9 protein-coding genes are annotated in these 19040 nt (G+C 55.8%); 7 read left to right on the top strand and 2 right to left on the bottom strand.

Annotated features, from left to right (window positions below; genetic code table 11):
* Window positions 1–325: 325 nt before the first annotated feature.
* A complete protein-coding gene (locus GH657_RS08045) occupies window positions 326–1492 on the top strand; it encodes an SET domain-containing protein (protein WP_153100218.1) in 1167 nt (388 codons plus the stop codon).
* Between the two features lie 79 nt (window positions 1493–1571).
* Here GH657_RS08045 and GH657_RS08040 read toward each other — a convergent pair whose 3' ends face one another.
* Both GH657_RS08040 and GH657_RS08035 read right to left on the bottom strand, forming a co-directional pair.
* Window positions 1572–2459: a lipid A biosynthesis lauroyl acyltransferase gene (locus GH657_RS08040; RefSeq protein WP_153100217.1), complete on the bottom strand. Its 888-nt coding sequence runs from the start codon at window positions 2457–2459 to the stop codon at window positions 1572–1574.
* Window positions 2460–2766: 307 nt separating this feature from the next.
* Complete coding sequence (locus GH657_RS08035) at window positions 2767–5130, bottom strand: penicillin-binding protein 1A (protein WP_246174031.1); 2364 nt, start codon at window positions 5128–5130, stop codon at window positions 2767–2769.
* A gap of 558 nt (window positions 5131–5688) precedes the next feature.
* On the opposite strand from GH657_RS08035, the gene GH657_RS18270 reads away from it, so the two are divergent.
* The 6 genes from GH657_RS18270 (at window position 5689) to GH657_RS08005 (ending at window position 18591) form a co-directional block, all read left to right on the top strand.
* Window positions 5689–6144 (top strand): hypothetical protein, encoded by a 456-nt coding sequence (locus GH657_RS18270; RefSeq protein WP_246174030.1) that lies wholly within the window; start codon window positions 5689–5691, stop codon window positions 6142–6144.
* A 169-nt stretch (window positions 6145–6313) separates the two neighbouring features.
* Window positions 6314–6997: a PspA/IM30 family protein gene (locus GH657_RS08025; RefSeq protein WP_153100215.1), complete on the top strand. Its 684-nt coding sequence runs from the start codon at window positions 6314–6316 to the stop codon at window positions 6995–6997.
* A gap of 102 nt (window positions 6998–7099) precedes the next feature.
* Window positions 7100–8392: a tetratricopeptide repeat protein gene (locus GH657_RS08020; RefSeq protein ID WP_153100214.1), complete on the top strand. Its 1293-nt coding sequence runs from the start codon at window positions 7100–7102 to the stop codon at window positions 8390–8392.
* 309 nt (window positions 8393–8701) lie between these two features.
* The gene (locus GH657_RS08015; RefSeq protein WP_153100213.1) at window positions 8702–10771 is read left to right on the top strand and encodes a two-partner secretion domain-containing protein; all 2070 of its coding nucleotides are present in this window, start codon (window positions 8702–8704) and stop codon (window positions 10769–10771) included.
* Window positions 10772–11480: 709 nt separating this feature from the next.
* A complete protein-coding gene (locus tag GH657_RS08010; protein ID WP_153100212.1) occupies window positions 11481–15521 on the top strand; it encodes a two-partner secretion domain-containing protein in 4041 nt (1346 codons plus the stop codon).
* Window positions 15522–15591: 70 nt separating this feature from the next.
* Window positions 15592–18591, top strand: a complete 3000-nt coding sequence (locus tag GH657_RS08005; protein ID WP_153100211.1) for a two-partner secretion domain-containing protein — start codon at window positions 15592–15594, stop codon at window positions 18589–18591.
* The last annotated feature ends 449 nt before the right edge of the window (window positions 18592–19040 follow it).

Raw genomic sequence — 19040 nt, 5'->3', positions numbered from 1 at the left:
GAGAGCCCTTGTACGACGTGCCTCAAAGTTATCCCCAGCTTATGTTGAAAGAACTGTTGACAACACTGGGGCAGATCACTCAACCCATTGAAACCTATCGTTTTATTCGTGACGACAACGCACTGGGCAAGGCACATGTTTTTGCCTCACGGGTGGCACTGAAAACCGCTGAAAACAGGGCGCAGCGCTACAAATATTTTCGCCGGCACGTGGAACCCGCTCCATTCGCGTGCTACTTAATACCCAGGGCAAAAGCACGCCGTTTATGCCTCATGCCAATCCGCTCTGCCCTGTTTCCTTGTCTCACGTCCACGGATACTTCCAGATGAACGCGCCACACCATCCCCCCCAGCCCGGCCAGTCCGACACGGCTCTCGACAGGCTGAGCCAAAAAACGCTCGCCAGCCTGCAAGCGGCACAGCAACAGGCCATGCAACTGGCCCAGGGGGGCGATCCCGCGCTGGTGCAAGCCGCGCAACATCTGGCTGATTTTTCCGCCCTGGTCGCCTCCACCGCCCCAGGCACGCCGGCGGCTCCCCGTTCATTGCCCCTCTTCTCGCCCTGGCATATTTTCGAATGGCTGGGCCAGATCAACCGGGTCTCGCTCGATCTCCTGGACGATGCTGCCTTGCAGCAACTCGCCGCGCACCACATTATTCATTACGAAAAAGATGTCTCGATTCGGCAGCACGATGATGCGTTAGCGCGTATTGCGGCATTGCCTGAACCCTTGCGAACGGCATTAAGCCAGCATTTTTCCCGCCTCGAAATGATGGGCTGCATTAGCCGCATTGATTTCACCCGCCTGGAAAACTATGTGCTGGCGCTAGCGCAAAAATATCACCCCGAAATTAATCGGCGTTATCCGCTGCGCACCCTGAATGGTGCGCCGCTCAAGGTCATCGGGATCGATGCCGGCACCCTGCCCACCCGGTACCTCACGTCAGCAGCGCTCGCTCATTTGCACCGTCTGTTTGACGAGGCCACGTCCGAGCCCGAACGCCAAACGCTCTGCACAGCCAGCCTGGTTTGCCGGATGCTGACACCCAGCGATTTGCGCTCCAGCGATCCGCTCAGCCTGGCAGGGCAAAACGGCGTCTTTGCGGCGCGAGACTTTGCCGCGCATGAACTAATCGGCGCCTATACCGGTTATCTGATCCGGCGCGACAACATGTGGTGCGTCCAGTCGCGTAGTTTTAGTTTTTCATGCAAGGACAAAAACCCGCCTGAAGCCGCCAGCGAATTCACGGAAATCGTTGGCAACGGCATTATTTCGCGGGTGAATTCGATTTTTACAAAGAATCTGGCCGGCCAGAGGGTTCAGGCCGAAAGCGGCTATAACAGCGAAATTTACGGCGTGCGCCTCAAACTGGAAAATGGCACGTCCCTCATGCTGCCCTGCTATTTCACGGCGCAGCCGGTAAAACAAGGCGAGGAATTTCGCGCGAATTACGGCTATAGCGACGAAGCCGCCCAACTCGCCATCCCATGATCGCGCCATCCTGGCGCCCCTTGCGGCCCACACCCTGGGCGCCAGACACCCCGCGCGTCAATAGTCAAAATAGTCAATGTCAATACACCGCCGGCTCCCCCATGGGCCGGTGCTTGAAGCGCTTATGCACCCAGTAGTACTGCGCTGGAATACGGCGCACCTCGGTTTCAAGAAAGGCCGTAATACGTCGTGCGTCGACGGTGACATCGTCTGAAGGAAAATCACTGAGCGCGTCAAAAATCTTCAGCCTGTAACCCTGGTAATCAGGCAGTACCTCGGTGATAAACGGCACCACACGCGCATTCCCGGCTTTCGCCAGGCGCGACACCGAGGTCAGCGTACACGCGGGCACGCCGAAAAACGGCACGAACACCGAATCGCGCAAGCCAAAATCCATATCCGCCGCCAGCATCACCGGCTTGCCGCTGCGCAATACCCGCAGCGCGCGGCGCACGCTATCGCCGCGCGGAATCATCTCGGTGCCGAAACGCCCGCGCTGGCGCAGCGCCATGGTATTGAGCAGCACATTAGACATCGGTGTATAGAGCGATGCGACCGGATGGCGCGTCGAGTACATCATGCAGCCCGCTTCGATCCCGACAAAATGAAAGCCCACGAAAATCGTCGGCCCGGCCGTGGCGTCGGCCAGATCAATCGCGCTGTCGATTTGCACCAGATTCGCCAGCATGCGGGCGTTGCCGAACCATTGCAGCCCACGCTCGACATAGCTGCGAATCACATGGCTAAAGTGCGCCTGTGCAAGGCGCTCGCGTTCACTGTCGTGCAGATCGGGAAAACACAGTTTCAGATTGGTCTGCACCACCCGGCGACGGGTGCTGGGCAGGCGGTACAGCTGGGCGCCGAGCCACTCGCCGAAACGGGCAACCACACGATACGGCAGCCACGCCAACAGGCGTAGCAACCCCGTGACCAGAACGGCCAGGGTAAGCAGAATGAAGCGTTTCACGAACGAAGAAACCCGGTTGATGCTATGTGATAAAGAACCGTCACGCCGATAAAACGCGGCAAAACGGAACGGCTAGCGAAGCCGGCAAGACCGGGAAGTGCGTCACCTGTTGGGATCAGGATCGGAATCTGACCCCAAGGTCAGAATTTCAGGACAAGACGCGCGAGGCGTCTGATTAGAACACAAGGCACTGTTTTGTCGCCCAGGGTGCCCTTACGCGAGGCCCGGGCGACACGAGGATGAGGTCAAGACAAAACAAAAGCGCGTCCCCACCCCATCCCGAAGATGGCGCAACGATTTCTTCCTTTTACGGCTTCTCGCCGCCAAAAAGGTCCAGGATCTGTTTTTTCTCACCCGAAGAGACCTCGGGCGGGCTCAGCCCTGCCGCGCCCGCCCGGGCCCCCACCTCGCCCACGGCCTCGTTCGTGCCCGCGAGCGGATTGTCCGTATCCAGTCCGATGCTGTTGACGAAGCCATTACCCGGCGTCATGTCGGCAAAATACAGCTCGCCGTCAATGGTCGTGACGCCCTCCGGCATCGCGGGTTCGGCTTGCGGCACGCCACGCAGCGCCCGCTGCATATAGCCATTCCAGATGGGCAGCGCCAGTTGCGCACCGAATTCACGGCTGCCCAGGCTTTTAGGCTGGTCATAGCCCATCCAGACCACCGCCACCAGCGATTGCTGATACCCCGCGAACCAGCCATCCTTGGCCTCGTTCGTCGTACCTGTCTTGCCTTGCAGATCCGAGCGTCCCAGCACATTCGTGCCCGCCCCCGTCCCCGCACTCGCCACCGAATGCAGCAGGCTGTTCATGATGTACGCGTTACGCGGCGCCAGGGTTTGCGGCGCGTCGCGCCCGGCCGTGACCGGCTGCGCACGGGAGAGCACCGTGCCGCGGGCATCGCGGACTTCGGCGATCAGATACGGATTGATGCGATAGCCCCCGTTGGCGAAGACGGCATATGCCGCCGCCGACTGCAAGGGCGTCACGAGCCCGGCCCCCAGCGCCAGTGGCAGATACGGCGGCGTCTTGTCCGCATCGAAGCCGAAGCGCTGGGTGACGAACTCCTGCGCGTATTGCGTGCCAATAAACGAAAGGATGCGGATCGACACGAGATTCTTCGACTTTTGCAAGCCCAACCTCATCGGCATCGGCCCATCGGGCTGGTCATCGTCTCTCGGCTGCCAGGCCTCGCCACCGGGCGAACTCGGCGGGAAATAGAGCGGCGCATCGTTGACGATCGTTGCGGGCCCCACCCCCCGGTCGAGGGCCGCCGAATAGATAAAAGGCTTGAAACTCGAACCCGGCTGCCGCCACGCCTGGGTCACGTGATTGAACTTGTTCTTGTTGAAATCGAACCCGCCGACCAGCGCGCGAATCGCACCCTCTTGCGGCGTCAGCGACACCAGGGCGCTTTCGACTTGCGGCAACTGGGTGATCTGCCAGTTGCCCTTGGCATCCGTCATCAGCCGCACCACCGAGCCGGGCTGCAAGCGCAACGCCTGGCTGGCGCGCGCCCCCAGCGCCGCAGCGGCAAACCGCAAGCCCTCACCGCTCACGGTCACCACCGTGCCATCGGCGCGTTGCGCCTGAACCTCTTTGGCACTGGCCGCCGTCACCACCGCCGCGACCAGTTCGCCATTGTCAGGATGATCGGCCAGCATGTCGCCGATCGCTTCCTCACGGGCTTCACCCGGCGCGGGCAAGGCGATAAAGCCTTCCGGTCCGCGATAGCCATGGCGCCGCTCGTAATCCATCACGCCCTTGCGCACCGCGCGATAGGCCGCATCCTGAGCCGCCGAATCAATCGTGGTCGTGACATTCAGCCCGCGCGTGTAGGTTTCTTCCTTGTATTGCGCGTAGATCTTCTGCCGCACCATCTCCGCGACATATTCGGCGTGCACGTTATATTCAGCGCCCACGGCACGGGTGTGCAGCGGCTCGGCCAGCGCCGCGTCGTATTGCGCCTGGGTGATGTAGTTCAGCTCGAGCATGCGCTTCAGGATGTATTCCTGGCGAATCCGGGCGCGCTTGGGGTTGACCGCCGGGTTGTAGGCCGAAGGCGCTTTCGGCAAGCCCGCGAGCATCGCCGCCTCACCCAGCGTAATGTCTTTCAGGTCCTTGCCGAAATACACGCGTGCCGCCGCCGCAAAACCGTAAGCGCGCTGGCCCAGATAAATCTGGTTCATGTACAGCTCGAGAATCTGGTCCTTGCTCAGCGCCCGCTCGATCTTGTAGGCCAGCATCATTTCGTACAGCTTGCGCGTATAGGTTTTTTCGCTGGAAAGAAAAAAGTTGCGCGCCACTTGCATCGTGATCGTGCTTGCGCCCTGATGCGCCCCGCCGTGCATCACGTCAGTCAGGCCCGCGCGCAAGATACCCACGAAATCGACCCCACCGTGCTCGTAGAAGCGGTAATCCTCGATTGCCAGCACGGCTTTTTTCAGCGAATCGGGAATCTCCTGGAAGCGCACCACGCTCCGGCGCTCTTCGCCGAACTCGCCGATCAGCACGTGGTCCGCGGTGTAGACCCGCAACGGCATCTTGGGCCGGTAATCAGTCAGCACATCGAGCGACGGCAGTTGCGGCCCCATCACCACCAGCGCATAGCCCAGCACCAGCGCGCCCACCACCGCGGCCGCCGCAGCCAGCCCGACAAACCACAGCATGAACGACATACGCCATGAACGGCCCGCCGCGCCAGACGAGCGCGACCGGGTAGAGGAAGAAGAAGAGGAAGAAGCGGGCTGGTGGCCCCGGTTACGATCAGCGTGAGACGGCGAACGGGAATTCTGGGGTGATTTAATGATTGGCATGACAGGCAAGGTAAATGCTCGGCGATCCGCGCAAACAAGGGAGCCGGTGAAATAAGCCTGACGGCGCGCAAAGGACGCATTTTAATGAGATCAACGCGGGGCGTCCGGTGATTTTTTTGTAATATTTTTGTCACTCCCCAGCCAGGGTTCGATAACGCCTGAATGGCCGTTGAGTGTTGTACCGGCGCTGGTCCCTCGCGGCTCCTCCGCTTGTTCCCCCTGCTTGTTCCTCCGCTTGCTTCCCCGCCTGCAGCAGAATTTCGCCTGTGTTCTTACCCGATCCATTCCACCCCGGAACGACTGCGCTTATGATGCGCAAATCCGTGCCGTCGTGACTGTCCTGCCGCACGGTGTCACGGCCATTTGTTAACAATTTGCTACCATTTAGCGTCCCGTGCCCGTAAAGCCATCATGAACCCGCCCAGCGAACGAATCGTCGTCATCGTCACACACGCTCAAAAACGCGCGATCGCGGCCAGTGCAAAGCATCTGGGGATCAGTGTGAGTGAATTGATGCGCCGTGCCGTGCTCAGCTTTGGCGCCACTAGCGAACAGGTCAAGGTCGCCAGCATGGTCGACCGGCTGAATGCGGCGCGCGCGCCCGACATGCTCAGCGAGACGCTGCGCCGGGTGGCGAACCACAGTCACGCCGTGTCGGCCGCTGAGGCCCATGTCCCGGAAACCCTGTCAGTTTCACCCGCTTCAGGCTGCACGCACCAGACTCCGCCCATCGCGGCCGTGACCGCGGCCGCCAACGAACCCGCGCCCATATCCGCACCCTCCGCACCCTCCACCGCCTCTTCAGCCGATCCGGATCCAGGTTCAGGCCCAGGCGAAGGCCCCTTTGCCCTCCCGCCAGAGCGCTGAACCCGAGCCGTTTCATGGCGGGCGCCTGAGACAGGTGCCTGAGACAGGTTTAAGGCGCTTTTAAGCCAGGCCGTGGTGTAATATCCGCCAGCTTCAGGCCGGGGATCGAGGGTTTATTCCATGCGCTTCACGCTCTTCACGGCCTTTATTCCATTCACGGAGGTTATCCATGTCGCTCATTGACAGCATCTCGCGCACGCTCAAAGGTCTTCTGAACGATGCAGCCGATTCCGTTCAGGACCCCTCGCGCGACGCTCGCCAGATCGTGCGCGAACTCGATGACAGCATCGCTCGCGCGGAAAACGCCTTGATCGAGATTCAGGCGCAAGTCGCCATGCAGCAAAGCAAACGCGACGCCGCCGCCGAACGGGTCAAAAAATACGAAGATGGCGCCAAACGCGCGCTGCAAGCCAGCGACGAAGCCCTCGCCCGCGAAGCCCTCGGCGCCCAGGCCACGGCAGAAGCCGAGCGCGATGCACTGGCACAGGAACTCGGCACGCTCGAACCCTCCGTCGCCCAACTCAAAAACCAGATCGACGATATGCGGCAACGGCGCAACGATCTGAATGCCCGCTCCAATATTCTTCAGGCGAAGCAACAGATCGCCCAAGCCAAGGACGTCGCAGCCACGGCACTGGGCGGCATTGGCGGCAAGAACCTGGCGGACGATTTCCGCAAGCTCGAAGACAAGGTGACCCTGTCCAACGCGCGCTCGGATGCACGTTTGAACTCCGCCGATGTCAAAAGCGGCAAGGCACTCGACGACAAGCTAGCCGAACTCAATCGCGGCCCCTCGGTCGAAGACCGCCTCGAAGCGCTGAAAAAGCAGTTGCATAACAGCTCCGGGCAGTAAAACGGCTCACGCGCGGCACGCGCCCCCATGAGGTGTGCCGCGCGTTTTTCCGCCTGCTGCCGTTTGCCATGGAGACGGGCGCTGAGCCGCCCGGCCCGTATCATGAAAAAATTTCTTGCCGCGACTTGCATGGCATTGCTGCTTGCCTCCGGCAGCGCCTTTGCCATCCCTACCGCCGCGCAAATCGAAAGCGCGATGCAGCGAGGCAACTGGCGTCAGGCCGACGCAGGGCTCGCCGAGGTGCTGCAAGCCCATCCGGACAACGCCCGGGCGCATTACCTGTATGCCCAGGTGCTCGACCGCGAAGGCCGCTATGCCGAGGCGCTGGCCCATGTGCAACGCGCCCGGATGCTCGATCCCCAAACGCGGTTTACCGATCCCTCGCGCTTTGCCCAGACCGAGGCGCGCATTCGCCGTGACGCCGCACGTGCCGGCGTCTCCAATACAAATCGGGCCAATAACTCAAGCAGCACGAACACGACGACTAATCCGTTCCTCCAGTCAACGCCATCGGCACCGCCGCTGTCGCAGTCATCATCGCAGTCGCCATTGGCCGCTCAACCCCTGCGCCAGACCGGGCACTCCACCGGGCCCTCGCTCGCTTCGTGGTTCGGCATCGCGCTGCTGTTCGCGGCCATCGCGCTCGTGCTGCGCTGGACGGTGCGCCGCACACGCTCACGCGTGGATGCTCAAGTGGGTGACGAGCGCCGCCAACAACTCAAGCGCGCCACGGAACTGCTCAACGCCGTGCGCTCGCTCAAACTCGATGTGCGACTCTCCAGCGCACCGGGCCATGAGGTGCTGGAAAAGGATGTCGAAGCGGCTGAAGCGCAATTGCGCGAACTCGTCGAAGCGCTGTCGAATCGCGCCAACCCGGTGCCGCCCTATCAAATCGACGAACTTGAACAGCAGGTCGAGCGCCTCAAGGCCCGCGCCGATGGCCGCCCTGACCCAGCTGTCCCCGCCGCGCAATCAGGCGCAAGTGACAGCACAGCGGGAGGTTCTGTTTATGCCCGTGAAGCCGACGCGCAGTTCGGCCGCACCCCATCGAACGGGCCCAATGGGCTCAATGGGCTCAATGGACCGGGCGCGCCTTACCCGGTGCCGCAAGCGCCGCAAGCGCCGCAACAGCAAGCACCGCAACAACCACCGCCGGTCGTTGTCCAGCAAGGCGGCGGCTTCGGCGGTGGGATGGGTGGGCTGCTCACCGGTGTGCTGCTCGGCCAGGTGCTTAATCCAGGGCGGCAGCGTCCTATCGAACCCGATGGCAGCTTTGGCCCGGAGCAAAACGCGGGGCTCGATTTCGGCCAGGGCTCAAACGACTGGAATGACGGCGGCTCAGGAGATATCGATCTCGGTAGCAATAACGATTCAGATGACTGGGGAAATAGCTGAGCCTGAACGGATAGAGGCGTTTTTGCAAAGGTCCTGATGATGAGATGATGAAAAACAGGCCCCGTTCAATCAGAACGGGGCCTGTTTTTTTGGGACGTCCTACGCTCTCCTATCACACATAGCAGCACGGATACACTCCTTTGGAGACTCGGAAAATTCTCGTCTCAATTTAGTAATTTCATAATGTCTGAACAATATTTTATTTTAGTCATCCTATTAAGAATATTCTTATTCTCGCTTATCCATCCCGTTCCTGATACTCCAGATTGGCCCAGTTATATGGCCTAATTTTCTGGAACTCAGAACAGTATGAAAAAAACTCTTATTCTCAAGCCACTTGCATTGGCGCTCTCCATGGCTGCCGCTTCACAGGCTTACGCCGTCGGTCAGGGCACAATCAATCTTGGTGCTGGCAGCATCGAAACACATGGCGCCACCACGACCGTCCACCAGAACGACAGCAAGATGGTCGTCGACTGGAACAATATGGATGTGGCAAAAGGCGAAACACTCAACTTCGACCAAAAAAACCGCACCGACTCCGTACTCAACCGGGTTCACTCCAACGACCCCACCTCCATCCTCGGTACGCTGAACGCAACCGGTAATGTCTTCGTGGTCAACCCCAATGGCGTGCTCGCCGGAGCGGGCGCCAAGATCAACGTCGGCAGCCTCGTCGCTTCGTCGCTGAACATCAGCGACGAAGACTTCAAGGCCGGCAAGCTCCACTTCACCGGCGATGGCAAAGGCGCGATCATCAACCAGGGCGAGATCAACGCAGCCGACTCGGTCGCGCTGATCGGCGGCGGCGAAGTCAGCAATGCCACCGGCGGCAGCATTAAGGCTGGGAAAAATGTAGCCCTGGCTTCCGCTGGCGACATCACACTGCAAATGGCCAACGGCGTTGCGGTCAAGCTCAACCAGGGCAGCGTGAACGCACTGGTGAAAAACGGCGGCTTTATCGGCACGAACGACGGCAACATCAAGCTGACCGCATGGGCCATTGACACGCTAACACGCAGCGTCATCAACAATACCGGCAGCCTGGAAGCCACCAGCATTACCCGTCCAGCTGGCGATGACGGGATCGAACTGAGCAGCGCTGGAAACGGCTCCGTCGATATCGGCGGCAAGCTCATTGCAAACGACAAGGCAGGTTTTAGCACTAACTTGCTCGGCATCAAGGCCCGTGGCGCGTCGGTCAATGTTCTCGATAACGCCACGCTCACATCCCAGCCGGACGGAAAGGGCCTGGGCCAGATCAACCTGGATGCCACAAATGATGTGAATCTGGGTCAAGCGCAACTCACCACCAGTATCTTCAACATCACGGGCAAAAACGTCCTGACAAACGGCGCTGAAAACCTGCCGACTATCAAGGCAATGGGCGTCAACGTCACGTCCGCTTCCGCGGACCAAGGCTTCAGTGTGGGAGGAAAGAGCAAACCCACCAATGGCGATGGCCTGATCGACGCGGGTTTCGTTCAGACGATAACAAATGGGCCGGGCGGGCTCGGGGTGAGTACTGACAAGGGCAACGTAACCGTCGATAACAAACTGGATATCAACGCGTTATCGCTGCGCAGCGCGCATGGCACTGTGGCGCTCAATGCAGGCGTCACGGGCAACGCGGTTAGCATCCAGGGACAAAAAGTAACGCAGGCTGCTGGCGCTGATATCAACACCAGTGGGGCCAATGGGGCTATCAGCATAGCTTCTGCCAGCGATTTCGTGCAGCAGGCGAATATCATCACGAAGGGCGCGGTCAGCGTGTCAGCAAACGACCTGCACCAAATGCAGGGAACGGCAACCCAGGGCAGCGCTATCTCTTATCGCGCAAACCAGGTGCAAATTGACGGCAATATCACGGGTAACACCGTTTCGGTGACAGCCAACAAAAGCGGTGCCATAGGGCCAACAGGCTCGGTCAAGGGCAATGTTTTATCCGTAGTCAATGTTACCCAGCCCGCTAAGCCTGTTGAACCTGCGAAGCCTGTTGAACCTGCGAAACCAGCAGATTCCAATGCAGCCCTTAAGGCTGCATTGGCAAAAGAGCAGCAAGCCGAACGTGATGTGCAACAGGTTCGCCAGGACTCGGCCAATGAACTTCGGATTGCGTACGAGCGCTCTCAAAAAGCATTGAACCAAGCCCGTGACAAACGTACCCATTACGACATCGTCAATGCCTACAAGAAGCAGAAAGCCGAGATCAAGCAGAAATACGCGGAGCTCCTCCGCGCAGCCAAAGCAAACAGCCACAGGGCCCGCACTGAGGTTAAACAGGCACGGGTGAACCTGGTGAAGCAGCACACCATGGCGTCCCGTCACCCGCAGCAGTCTGACTACGGCAATCACTACGGCTATTACATGACCTCCTGACGGAGGTCAGCGCGCTTCTCCTGACTCGTTAAGCCGCTAGATCATGCGGTGGTTTCGAAAGAAGTCACCGCATTTTTTAGCCGCACCCTCTTCCCGTTTTTTTATCTTTGTCATTCCATCTAACCCATAACACATCTGTTCAATCTGCCCGAACACGCCGGACACTCAGACCATCATTCAAAAATTTGTCATTGCAATGTAATTTATTTTTTAAGATGCAAAAAAATGATTCTCAGTTAATTAAAAAAATTTATACTTCGGCACGGTTTGGGCACTGCGAATAATTACCGCATTGCTTTCCCAGGCTTTTATATATATGTCGGCAAATCGTAATGTTTACCGTCAAAAACATTACGGAAAATTCCTGGAATTGTGCCTAAAGTGTGGCGCGATTCATTTTTGTGACTAGCGGTTTTGCCATGACATCGGCCACCCGAGAGCAGTTTTTGGCCGCTATTAAAGGCCATCAATCTCATTAATCATCGTGCGCTCCGTTAAGATTTTTCTTGCTGGTTTATAGTTTTTTCTCTCCCGTAATTTCCCCTCCAAGCCTCTTCCATGCTTGATGGCAGCCCTAACTGTCATCATCTTGTAAAACATTTGTATTAATTTCATTATTTAAGATTATTCTTATTTTCGCTTATCTCCCCCATTCTCGATACTCCAGATCGGCCCAGTTATAGGCCTAATTTTCTGGAACTCAGAACATATGAAAAAAACTCTTATTCTCAAGCCCATTGCACTGGCAATCTCCATGGCTGCCGCCTCACAGGCTTACGCCGTCGGCCAGGGCACAATTAATCTCGGTACTGGCAGTATCGAAACAAAGGGTGTCACCACGACCGTCCACCAGAACGACAGCAAGATGGTCGTCGACTGGAACAATATGGATGTGGCAAAAGGCGAAACACTCAATTTCGACCAAAAAAACCGCACCGACTCCGTACTCAACCGGGTTCACTCCAACGACCCCACCTCCATTCTCGGTGCGCTGAATGCAACCGGTAATGTCTTCGTGGTCAACCCCAATGGCGTGCTCGCCGGAGCGGGCGCCAAGATCAACGTCGGCAACCTCGTCGCCTCCTCGCTGAACATCAGCGACGAAGACTTCAAGGCCGGCACGCTCCGCTTCACCGGCGATGGCAAAGGCTCGGTCATCAACCAGGGCGAGATCCACGCAACCGATTCGGTCGCGCTGATCGGCGGCGGCGAAGTCAACAATGCCGCTGGCGGCAGGATTACGGCTGGGCACAGTGTAGCCCTGGCTTCCGCTGGCGACGTCACCCTGCAAATGGCCAACGGCGTTGCGGTCAAGCTCAACCAGGGCAGCATGAACGCCCTGGTGAAAAACGGTGGCTTTATCGGCACGGACGACGGCAGCATCAAGCTGAATGCATGGGCTGCTGATGCGCTGACACGCAGCGTCATCAACAACACCGGCACCCTGGAGGCCACAAGCCTTGACCGCTCATACGGCTCAAACATGCTCGATGATGGGATCGAACTGAAGAGCCTTTCCGCCAACGGCTCTATCGATGTCGGCGGCACGCTCATTACAACCGACAAGTCAGCTACTGTCTTAACCCCATTCGGCATCAATGCCAAGAGCGGCGGGTCGATCAATGTTCTCGATGGCGCCACGCTCAAATCGAAGGCGAACCCAAAGAACGCCCCAATTCAAACTAACCCAGGCAGGATCGCCCTGACTGCCGCGAATGATGTAAATCTGGGTCAAGCGACACTCGTCACCGGTGACCTCCGGATCGAGGGCCAAAACGTCAAGACGAGCGAAGGCAAGCTGCCGACTCTCGCTATAACGGATGAGGAGCGGCGTACGCGCATAGTCGTTGCAGCAGCGGTGGACAAAGGCTTCATACAGGCTGCTGGGACTAACAACGCGACGACCGATATAAAGATTGTTCCGACCGGCTCTCTGATCAACCCTGTTGAGCCTTCAGGCGACAAGACCGATACCGGCAACAAAACCGATACCGGTAACAAAACCGATACCGGCAATAAAACCGATACCGGCAACAAAACCGATACCGGCAACAAAACCGATACCGGCAACAAAACCGATACCGGCAACAAAACCGATACCGGCAACAAAACCGATACCGGTAACAAAACCGATACCGGCAACAAAACCGATACCGGCAATCAGGCTGTAACTGCCGATGCTGTAAAGGCCGCAAAAGATGCAGCCGAACAAGCCAAACGCAACTATGACGAGGCTGGCAATAAAGCTTATGCAGAATTACAGGATTTGAAAAAACGCTGGCGCAGTGGTGAAATTTCCAGCGCCCAATTCGACGAAGGGAAAAACAAGCTCGAGGAAAAATATCAAATTCAGGAATTAATGACAGCTTATGTCTTAGCTGCAGATGATTACAGGAATATTAGTCGTAACCCGAATAATCCTGGCAAGCAGACTGATACCGGCAAGCTGCCTGATGCTGGTAAAACCGATGCTGGTAAAACCGATGCTGGTAAAACCGATGCTGGTAAAACCGATGCTGGTAAAACCGATGCTGGTAAAACCGATGCTGGTAAAACCGATGCTGGCAAAACCGATACCGGCAAAACCGATGCTGGTAAAACCGATGCTGGTAAAACCGATGCTGGTAAAACCGATGCTGGTAAAACCGATGCTGGTAAAACCGATGCTGGTAAAACCGATGCTGGTAAAACCGATGCTGGTAAAACCGATGCTGGTAAAACCGATGCTGGTAAAACCGATGCTGGTAAAACCGATGCTGGTAAAACCGATGCTGGTAAAACCGATGCTGGTAAAACCGATGCTGGTAAAACCGATGCTGGTAAAACCGATGCTGGTAAAACCGATGCTGGTAAAACCGATGCTGGTAAAACCGATGCTGGTAAAACCGATGCTGGTAAAACCGATGCTGGTAAAACCGATACCGGCAACAAGACCGATTCCGGTAAGACTGTAACTGCCGATGCTGTAAAGGCCGCAAAAGATGCAGCCGAACAAGCCAAACGCAACTATGACGAGGCTGGCAATAAAGCTTACGCAGAATTACAGGATTTGAAAAAACGCTGGCGCAGTGGTGAAATTTCCAGCGCCCAATTCGACGAAGGGAAAAACAAGCTCGATGAAAAATATCAAATTCAGGAATTAATGACAGCTTACGTCTTAGCTGCAGATGATTACAGGAATATTAGTCGTAACCCGAATAATCCTGGCAAGCAGACTGATACCGGCAAGCTGCCTGACGCTGGTAAAACCGATGCTGGCAAAACCGATGCCGGCAAAACCGATGCCGGCAAAACCGATGCCGGCAAAACCGATGCCGGCAAAACCGATGCCGGCAAAACCGATGCCGGCAAAACCGATGCCGGCAAAACCGATGCCGGCAAAACCGATGCCGGCAAAACCGATGCCGGTAAAACCGATGCCGGTAAAACCGATGCCGGTAAAACCGATACCGGCAACAAGACCGATACCGGCAAGACTGGAACTGTCGATGCTGTGAAGGCCGCAAAAGATGCACTCGAACAAGCCAATCGCAACTATAGAGAGGCTAACGATAAAGCTTATGTAGAATTACAGGCTTTGAAAAAACGCTTGCGCAATGGTGAAATTTCCACCAACCAATTCTACATAGAGCAAGGCAAGATCGGTCAAAAATATCAAATTTATGACCTCACAATAGCTCAAGCCAATGCCGAAGCTGATTACAACCAGGCTAAGAACGACCTGAATAATCCTGGCAAGCAGACTGAGACTGGCAAGCTGCCTGACGCTGGTAAAACCGATGCCGGTAAAACCGATGCCGGTAAAACCGATACCGCCGGTAAAACCGATGCCGGCAAAACCGATGCCGGTAAAACCGATGCTGGTAAAACCGATGCCGGTAAAACCGATGCCGGTAAAACCGATGCCGGTAAAACCGATGCCGGTAAAACCGATGCCGGTAAAACCGATGCCGGTAAAACCGATGCCGGTAAAACCGATGCCGGTAAAACCGATGCCGGTAAAACCGATGCCGGTAAAACCGATACCGGCAACAAGACCGATACCGGCAAGACTGGAACTGTCGATGCTGTGAAGGCCGCAAAAGATGCACTCGAACAAGCCAATCGCAACTATAGAGAGGCTAACGATAAAGCTTATGTAGAATTACAGGCTTTGAAAAAACGCTTGCGCAATGGTGAAATTTCCACCAACCAATTCTACATAGAGCAAGGCAAGATCGGTCAAAAATATCAAATTTATGACCTCACAATAGCTCAAGCCAATGCCGAAGCTGATTACAACCAGGCTAAGAACGACCTGAATAATCCTGGCAAGACGACTGATACCAGCAAGACGACTGACACCAGCAAGCAAACTGACACCAGCAAGCAAACTGACACCAGCAAGCAAACTGATGCCAGCAAGCAAACTGATACCAGCAAGCAAACTGATACCAGCAAGCAAACTGATACCAGCAAGCAAACTGATACCAGCAAGCAAACTGATACCAGCAAGCAGGCTGTAACTGCCGATGCTGTAAAGGCCGCAAAAGATGCAGCCGAACAAGCCAAACGCAACTATGACGAGGCTGGCAATAAAGCTTATGCAGAATTACAGGATTTGAAAAAACGCTGGCGCAGTGGTGCAATTTCCCGCACCCAACTCGACGAAGAGAAAAACAAGATCGATGAAAAATATCAACTTCAGGAATTCATGACAGCTTACCTCGTAGCCGCAGATGATTACAGGAATATTAGTCGTAGAAAGTAAAGGCTCCCGCTTTTACTTTGCAATGGATGCCGTTGCTTTACCCTAGCCAGTTGACCGGCTAGATCATGCGGTGGTTTCTTTCGAAACCACCGCATTTTTTTGGCCGCATTCTCTTGCTGTTTTTTTATCGCCATATAAAACAGGTGCCGTATATCAGATCAACTGCACCGTCGTGCAAAGTCTGCTCAAAGAGTTCATATTTCGAGCGGTATTTCACGTAATCGGCAATGCAGTCATGTCATACATGGGCCTAATTTTCTGTCACTCAGAACATATGAAAAAAACTCTTATTCTCAAGCCCATTGCACTGGCGCTCTCCATGGCTGCCGCCTCACAGGCTTACGCGGTCGGCCAGGGCACAATCAATCTCGGTGCTGGCAGCATCGAAACAAAGGGTGCCACCACGACCGTCCACCAGAACGACAGCAAGATGGTCGTCGACTGGAACAATATGAATGTGGCAAAAGGCGAAACACTCAACTTCGACCAAAAAAACCGCACCGACTCCGTACTCAACCGGGTTCACTCCAACGACCCCACCTCCATTCTCGGTGCACTGAATGCAACCGGTAATGTCTTCGTGGTCAACCCCAATGGCGTGCTCGCCGGAGCGGGCGCCAAGATCAACGTCGGCAGCCTCGTCGCCTCCTCGCTGAACATCAGCGACGAAGACTTCAAGGCCGGCACGCTCCGCTTCACCGGCGATGGCAAAGGCGCGATCATCAACCAGGGCGAGATCAACGCAACCAACCTGGTCGCGCTGATCGGCGGCGGCGAAGTCAACAATGCCACCAGCGGCAACATTAAGGCTGGGAAAAATGTAGCCCTGGTTTCCGCTGGCGACGTCACCCTGACTACCGGAACCTCCTCAGCAACAGTGCTAATGGCCAACGGCCTTGCGCTCAAGATCGACAGTGGCAGCGTGAACGCACTGGTGAAAAACGGTGGCATTATCAGAACGGAGGACGGCAGCATCAAGCTGAATGCACGGGCCGCTGATGCGCTGGCACGCAGCGTCATCAACAACACCGGCACCCTGGAGGCCACAAGCCTTAACCGCCCAATGAGCGATGAGGGGATCGTACTGGAGAGCCTTACCCTGGACGGCTCCATCGATATCGGCGGCACGCTCATTGCAAACGACAAGACAACAGGTATGACCTATAAAGGGCTCGGCATCAAGGTCACGAGCGGCGGGTCGATCAATGTTCTCGATGGCGCCACGCTCAAATCGAAAACGAGCTCAAAGAACCCGAACCCTGAAATCAAAAATGACGAGGGTAAGATCATCATGAATGCCTACCGTGATGTGAATCTGGGTCAAGCGACACTCGCCACCAATGACCTCCAGATCATGAGCCGAAACGTTAAGACGAGCGCAGGCAAGCTGCCGACTCTCGCGATAGAGGATGAGTGGCATAAAGGTAGCGTGAGCGTCTCAGCAGCGGTGGACCAAGGCTTCTTGGACGTTGCTATGGCTAACACGCAGACCCTTCTAGAGATTTCTAACCGCAATCAGACTGAGACCGACAAGACTGAGGCCGGCAAGACCGAGGCCGGCAAGACCGAGGCCGGCAAGACCGAGACCGGCAAGACCGAGACCGGCAAAACCGAGACCGGCAAAACCGAGACCGGCAAAACCGAGACCGGCAAAACCGAGACCGGCAAAACCGAGACCGGCAAAACCGAGGCCGGCAAGACCGAGGCCGGCAAGACCGAGACCGGCAAGACCGAGACCGGCAAAACCGAGACCGGCAAAACCGAGACCGGCAAAACCGAGACCGGCAAAACCGAGACCGGCAAAACCGAGACCGGCAAAACCGAGACCGGCAAAACCGAGACCGGCAAAACCGAGACCGGCAAAACCGAGACCGGCAAAACCGAGACCGGCAAGACCGAGACCGGCAAAACCGAGACCGGCAAAACCGAGACCGGCAAAACCGAGACCGGCAAGACTGAGACCGGCAAGACTGAGACCGGCAAAACGACCGATTCCGGCAAGACTGGAACTGTCGATTCTGTGAAGGCCGCAAAAGATGCACTCGAACAAGCCAATCGCAACTATAGAGAGGCTAACGATAAAGCTTATGCAGAATTACAGGATTTGAAAAAACGCTATCGCGATGGTCAAATATCCCTCAACGACTTCAATTTGGAGAAAGCCAAGATCGGTGGGAAATATCAAATTGATATCCTCGTAGCAACTCAAACCCGAGCCGAACATGAGTACAAACAGGCTAGGAACAACCTGAATAATCCTGGCAAAACGACCGAGACCGGCAAGACGATCGAGACCGGCAAGACAACCGAGACCGGCAAGACAACCGAGACCGGCAAGACGACCGAGACCGGCAAGACGACCGAGACCGGCAAGACGATCGAGACCGGCAAGACAACCGATATCGGCAAAACGACCGATTCCGGCAAGACTGGAACTACCGATTCTGTGAAGGTCGCAAAAGATGCACTCGAACAAGCCAATCGCAACTATAGAGAGGCTAACGATAAAGCTTATGCAGAATTACAGGATTTGAAAAAACGCTGGCGCAATGGTCAAATATCCGACAACGACTACAACTTAGAGAAAGCCAAGATCGGTGGGAAATATCAAATTGATATCCTCGTAGCAACTCAAACCCGAGCCGAACATGAGTACAAACAGGCTAGGAACAACCTGAATAATCCTGGCAAGACGACTGATACCGGCAAGACAACCGATACCGGCAAGACAACCGATACCGGCAAAACAACCGATACCGGCAAAACGACCGATATCGGCAAGACAACCGATATCGGCAAAACGACCGATTCCGGCAAGACTGGAACTACCGATTCTGTGAAGGCCGCAAAAGATGCACTCGAACAAGCCAATCGCAACTATAGAGAGGCTAACGAGAAAGCTTATGCAGAATTACAGAATTTGAAAAAACGCTGGCGCGATGGTCAAATATCCCACAACGACTTCAACTTGGAGAAAGTCAAGATCGGTACGAAATATCAAATTGATATACTCGCAACAGCTCAAACCAAAGCCGAATCTAATTACAGGAATATTAATCGTATAAAGTAAAAGCTCCCGCTTTTACTGTGCAATAGATGCCGTTGCTTTACCCTAACCAGTTGACCGGCTAGATCATGCGGTGGTTTCCTTCGAAACCACCGCATTTTTTTGGCCGTATTCTCTTGCTGTTTTTCTTTATCGCCACATAAAACAGGTGCCGTATATGAGATCAATTGCATTGTCGTGCAAAGTCTGCTCAAAGAGTTCATATCTCGAGCGGTACTCCACATAATCGGCAATGCAGTCATGCCATACGGCACGGCGCTAAACATCTGTTCGATCTGCCCGGCTGCATCGAACACCAATACTCCACACACTTTGAACTTCAACACGTTCCCGGGCTAAAAAACTCTTCAAGACTTAACCTGAAATACATCGATATATCGCAATGGTCGTAACGGATCATACAAAGCCAACGCTAACCGGTTCACTCTCTGCTTTTTCATTCTGCCCCCAAT

The sequence above is a fragment of the Paraburkholderia hayleyella genome (genome assembly GCF_009455685.1).
Taxonomy (GTDB): domain Bacteria; phylum Pseudomonadota; class Gammaproteobacteria; order Burkholderiales; family Burkholderiaceae; genus Paraburkholderia; species Paraburkholderia hayleyella.
This window is presented reverse-complemented; position numbering and strand designations above follow the sequence as displayed.

What these genes read in the sequence shown, in the direction of transcription:
- GH657_RS08045 (WP_153100218.1), top strand. Translation starts at nt 326, where the DNA reads ATGAACGCGCCACACCATCCCCCCCAGCCCGGCCAGTCCGACACGGCT.
- GH657_RS08035 (WP_246174031.1), bottom strand. Translation starts at nt 5,130, where the DNA reads ATGCTGTGGTTTGTCGGGCTGGCTGCGGCGGCCGCGGTGGTGGGCGCG.
- GH657_RS08015 (WP_153100213.1), top strand. Translation starts at nt 8,702, where the DNA reads ATGAAAAAAACTCTTATTCTCAAGCCACTTGCATTGGCGCTCTCCATG.
- GH657_RS08020 (WP_153100214.1), top strand. Translation starts at nt 7,100, where the DNA reads ATGAAAAAATTTCTTGCCGCGACTTGCATGGCATTGCTGCTTGCCTCC.
- GH657_RS08010 (WP_153100212.1), top strand. Translation starts at nt 11,481, where the DNA reads ATGAAAAAAACTCTTATTCTCAAGCCCATTGCACTGGCAATCTCCATG.
- GH657_RS18270 (WP_246174030.1), top strand. Translation starts at nt 5,689, where the DNA reads ATGAACCCGCCCAGCGAACGAATCGTCGTCATCGTCACACACGCTCAA.
- GH657_RS08025 (WP_153100215.1), top strand. Translation starts at nt 6,314, where the DNA reads ATGTCGCTCATTGACAGCATCTCGCGCACGCTCAAAGGTCTTCTGAAC.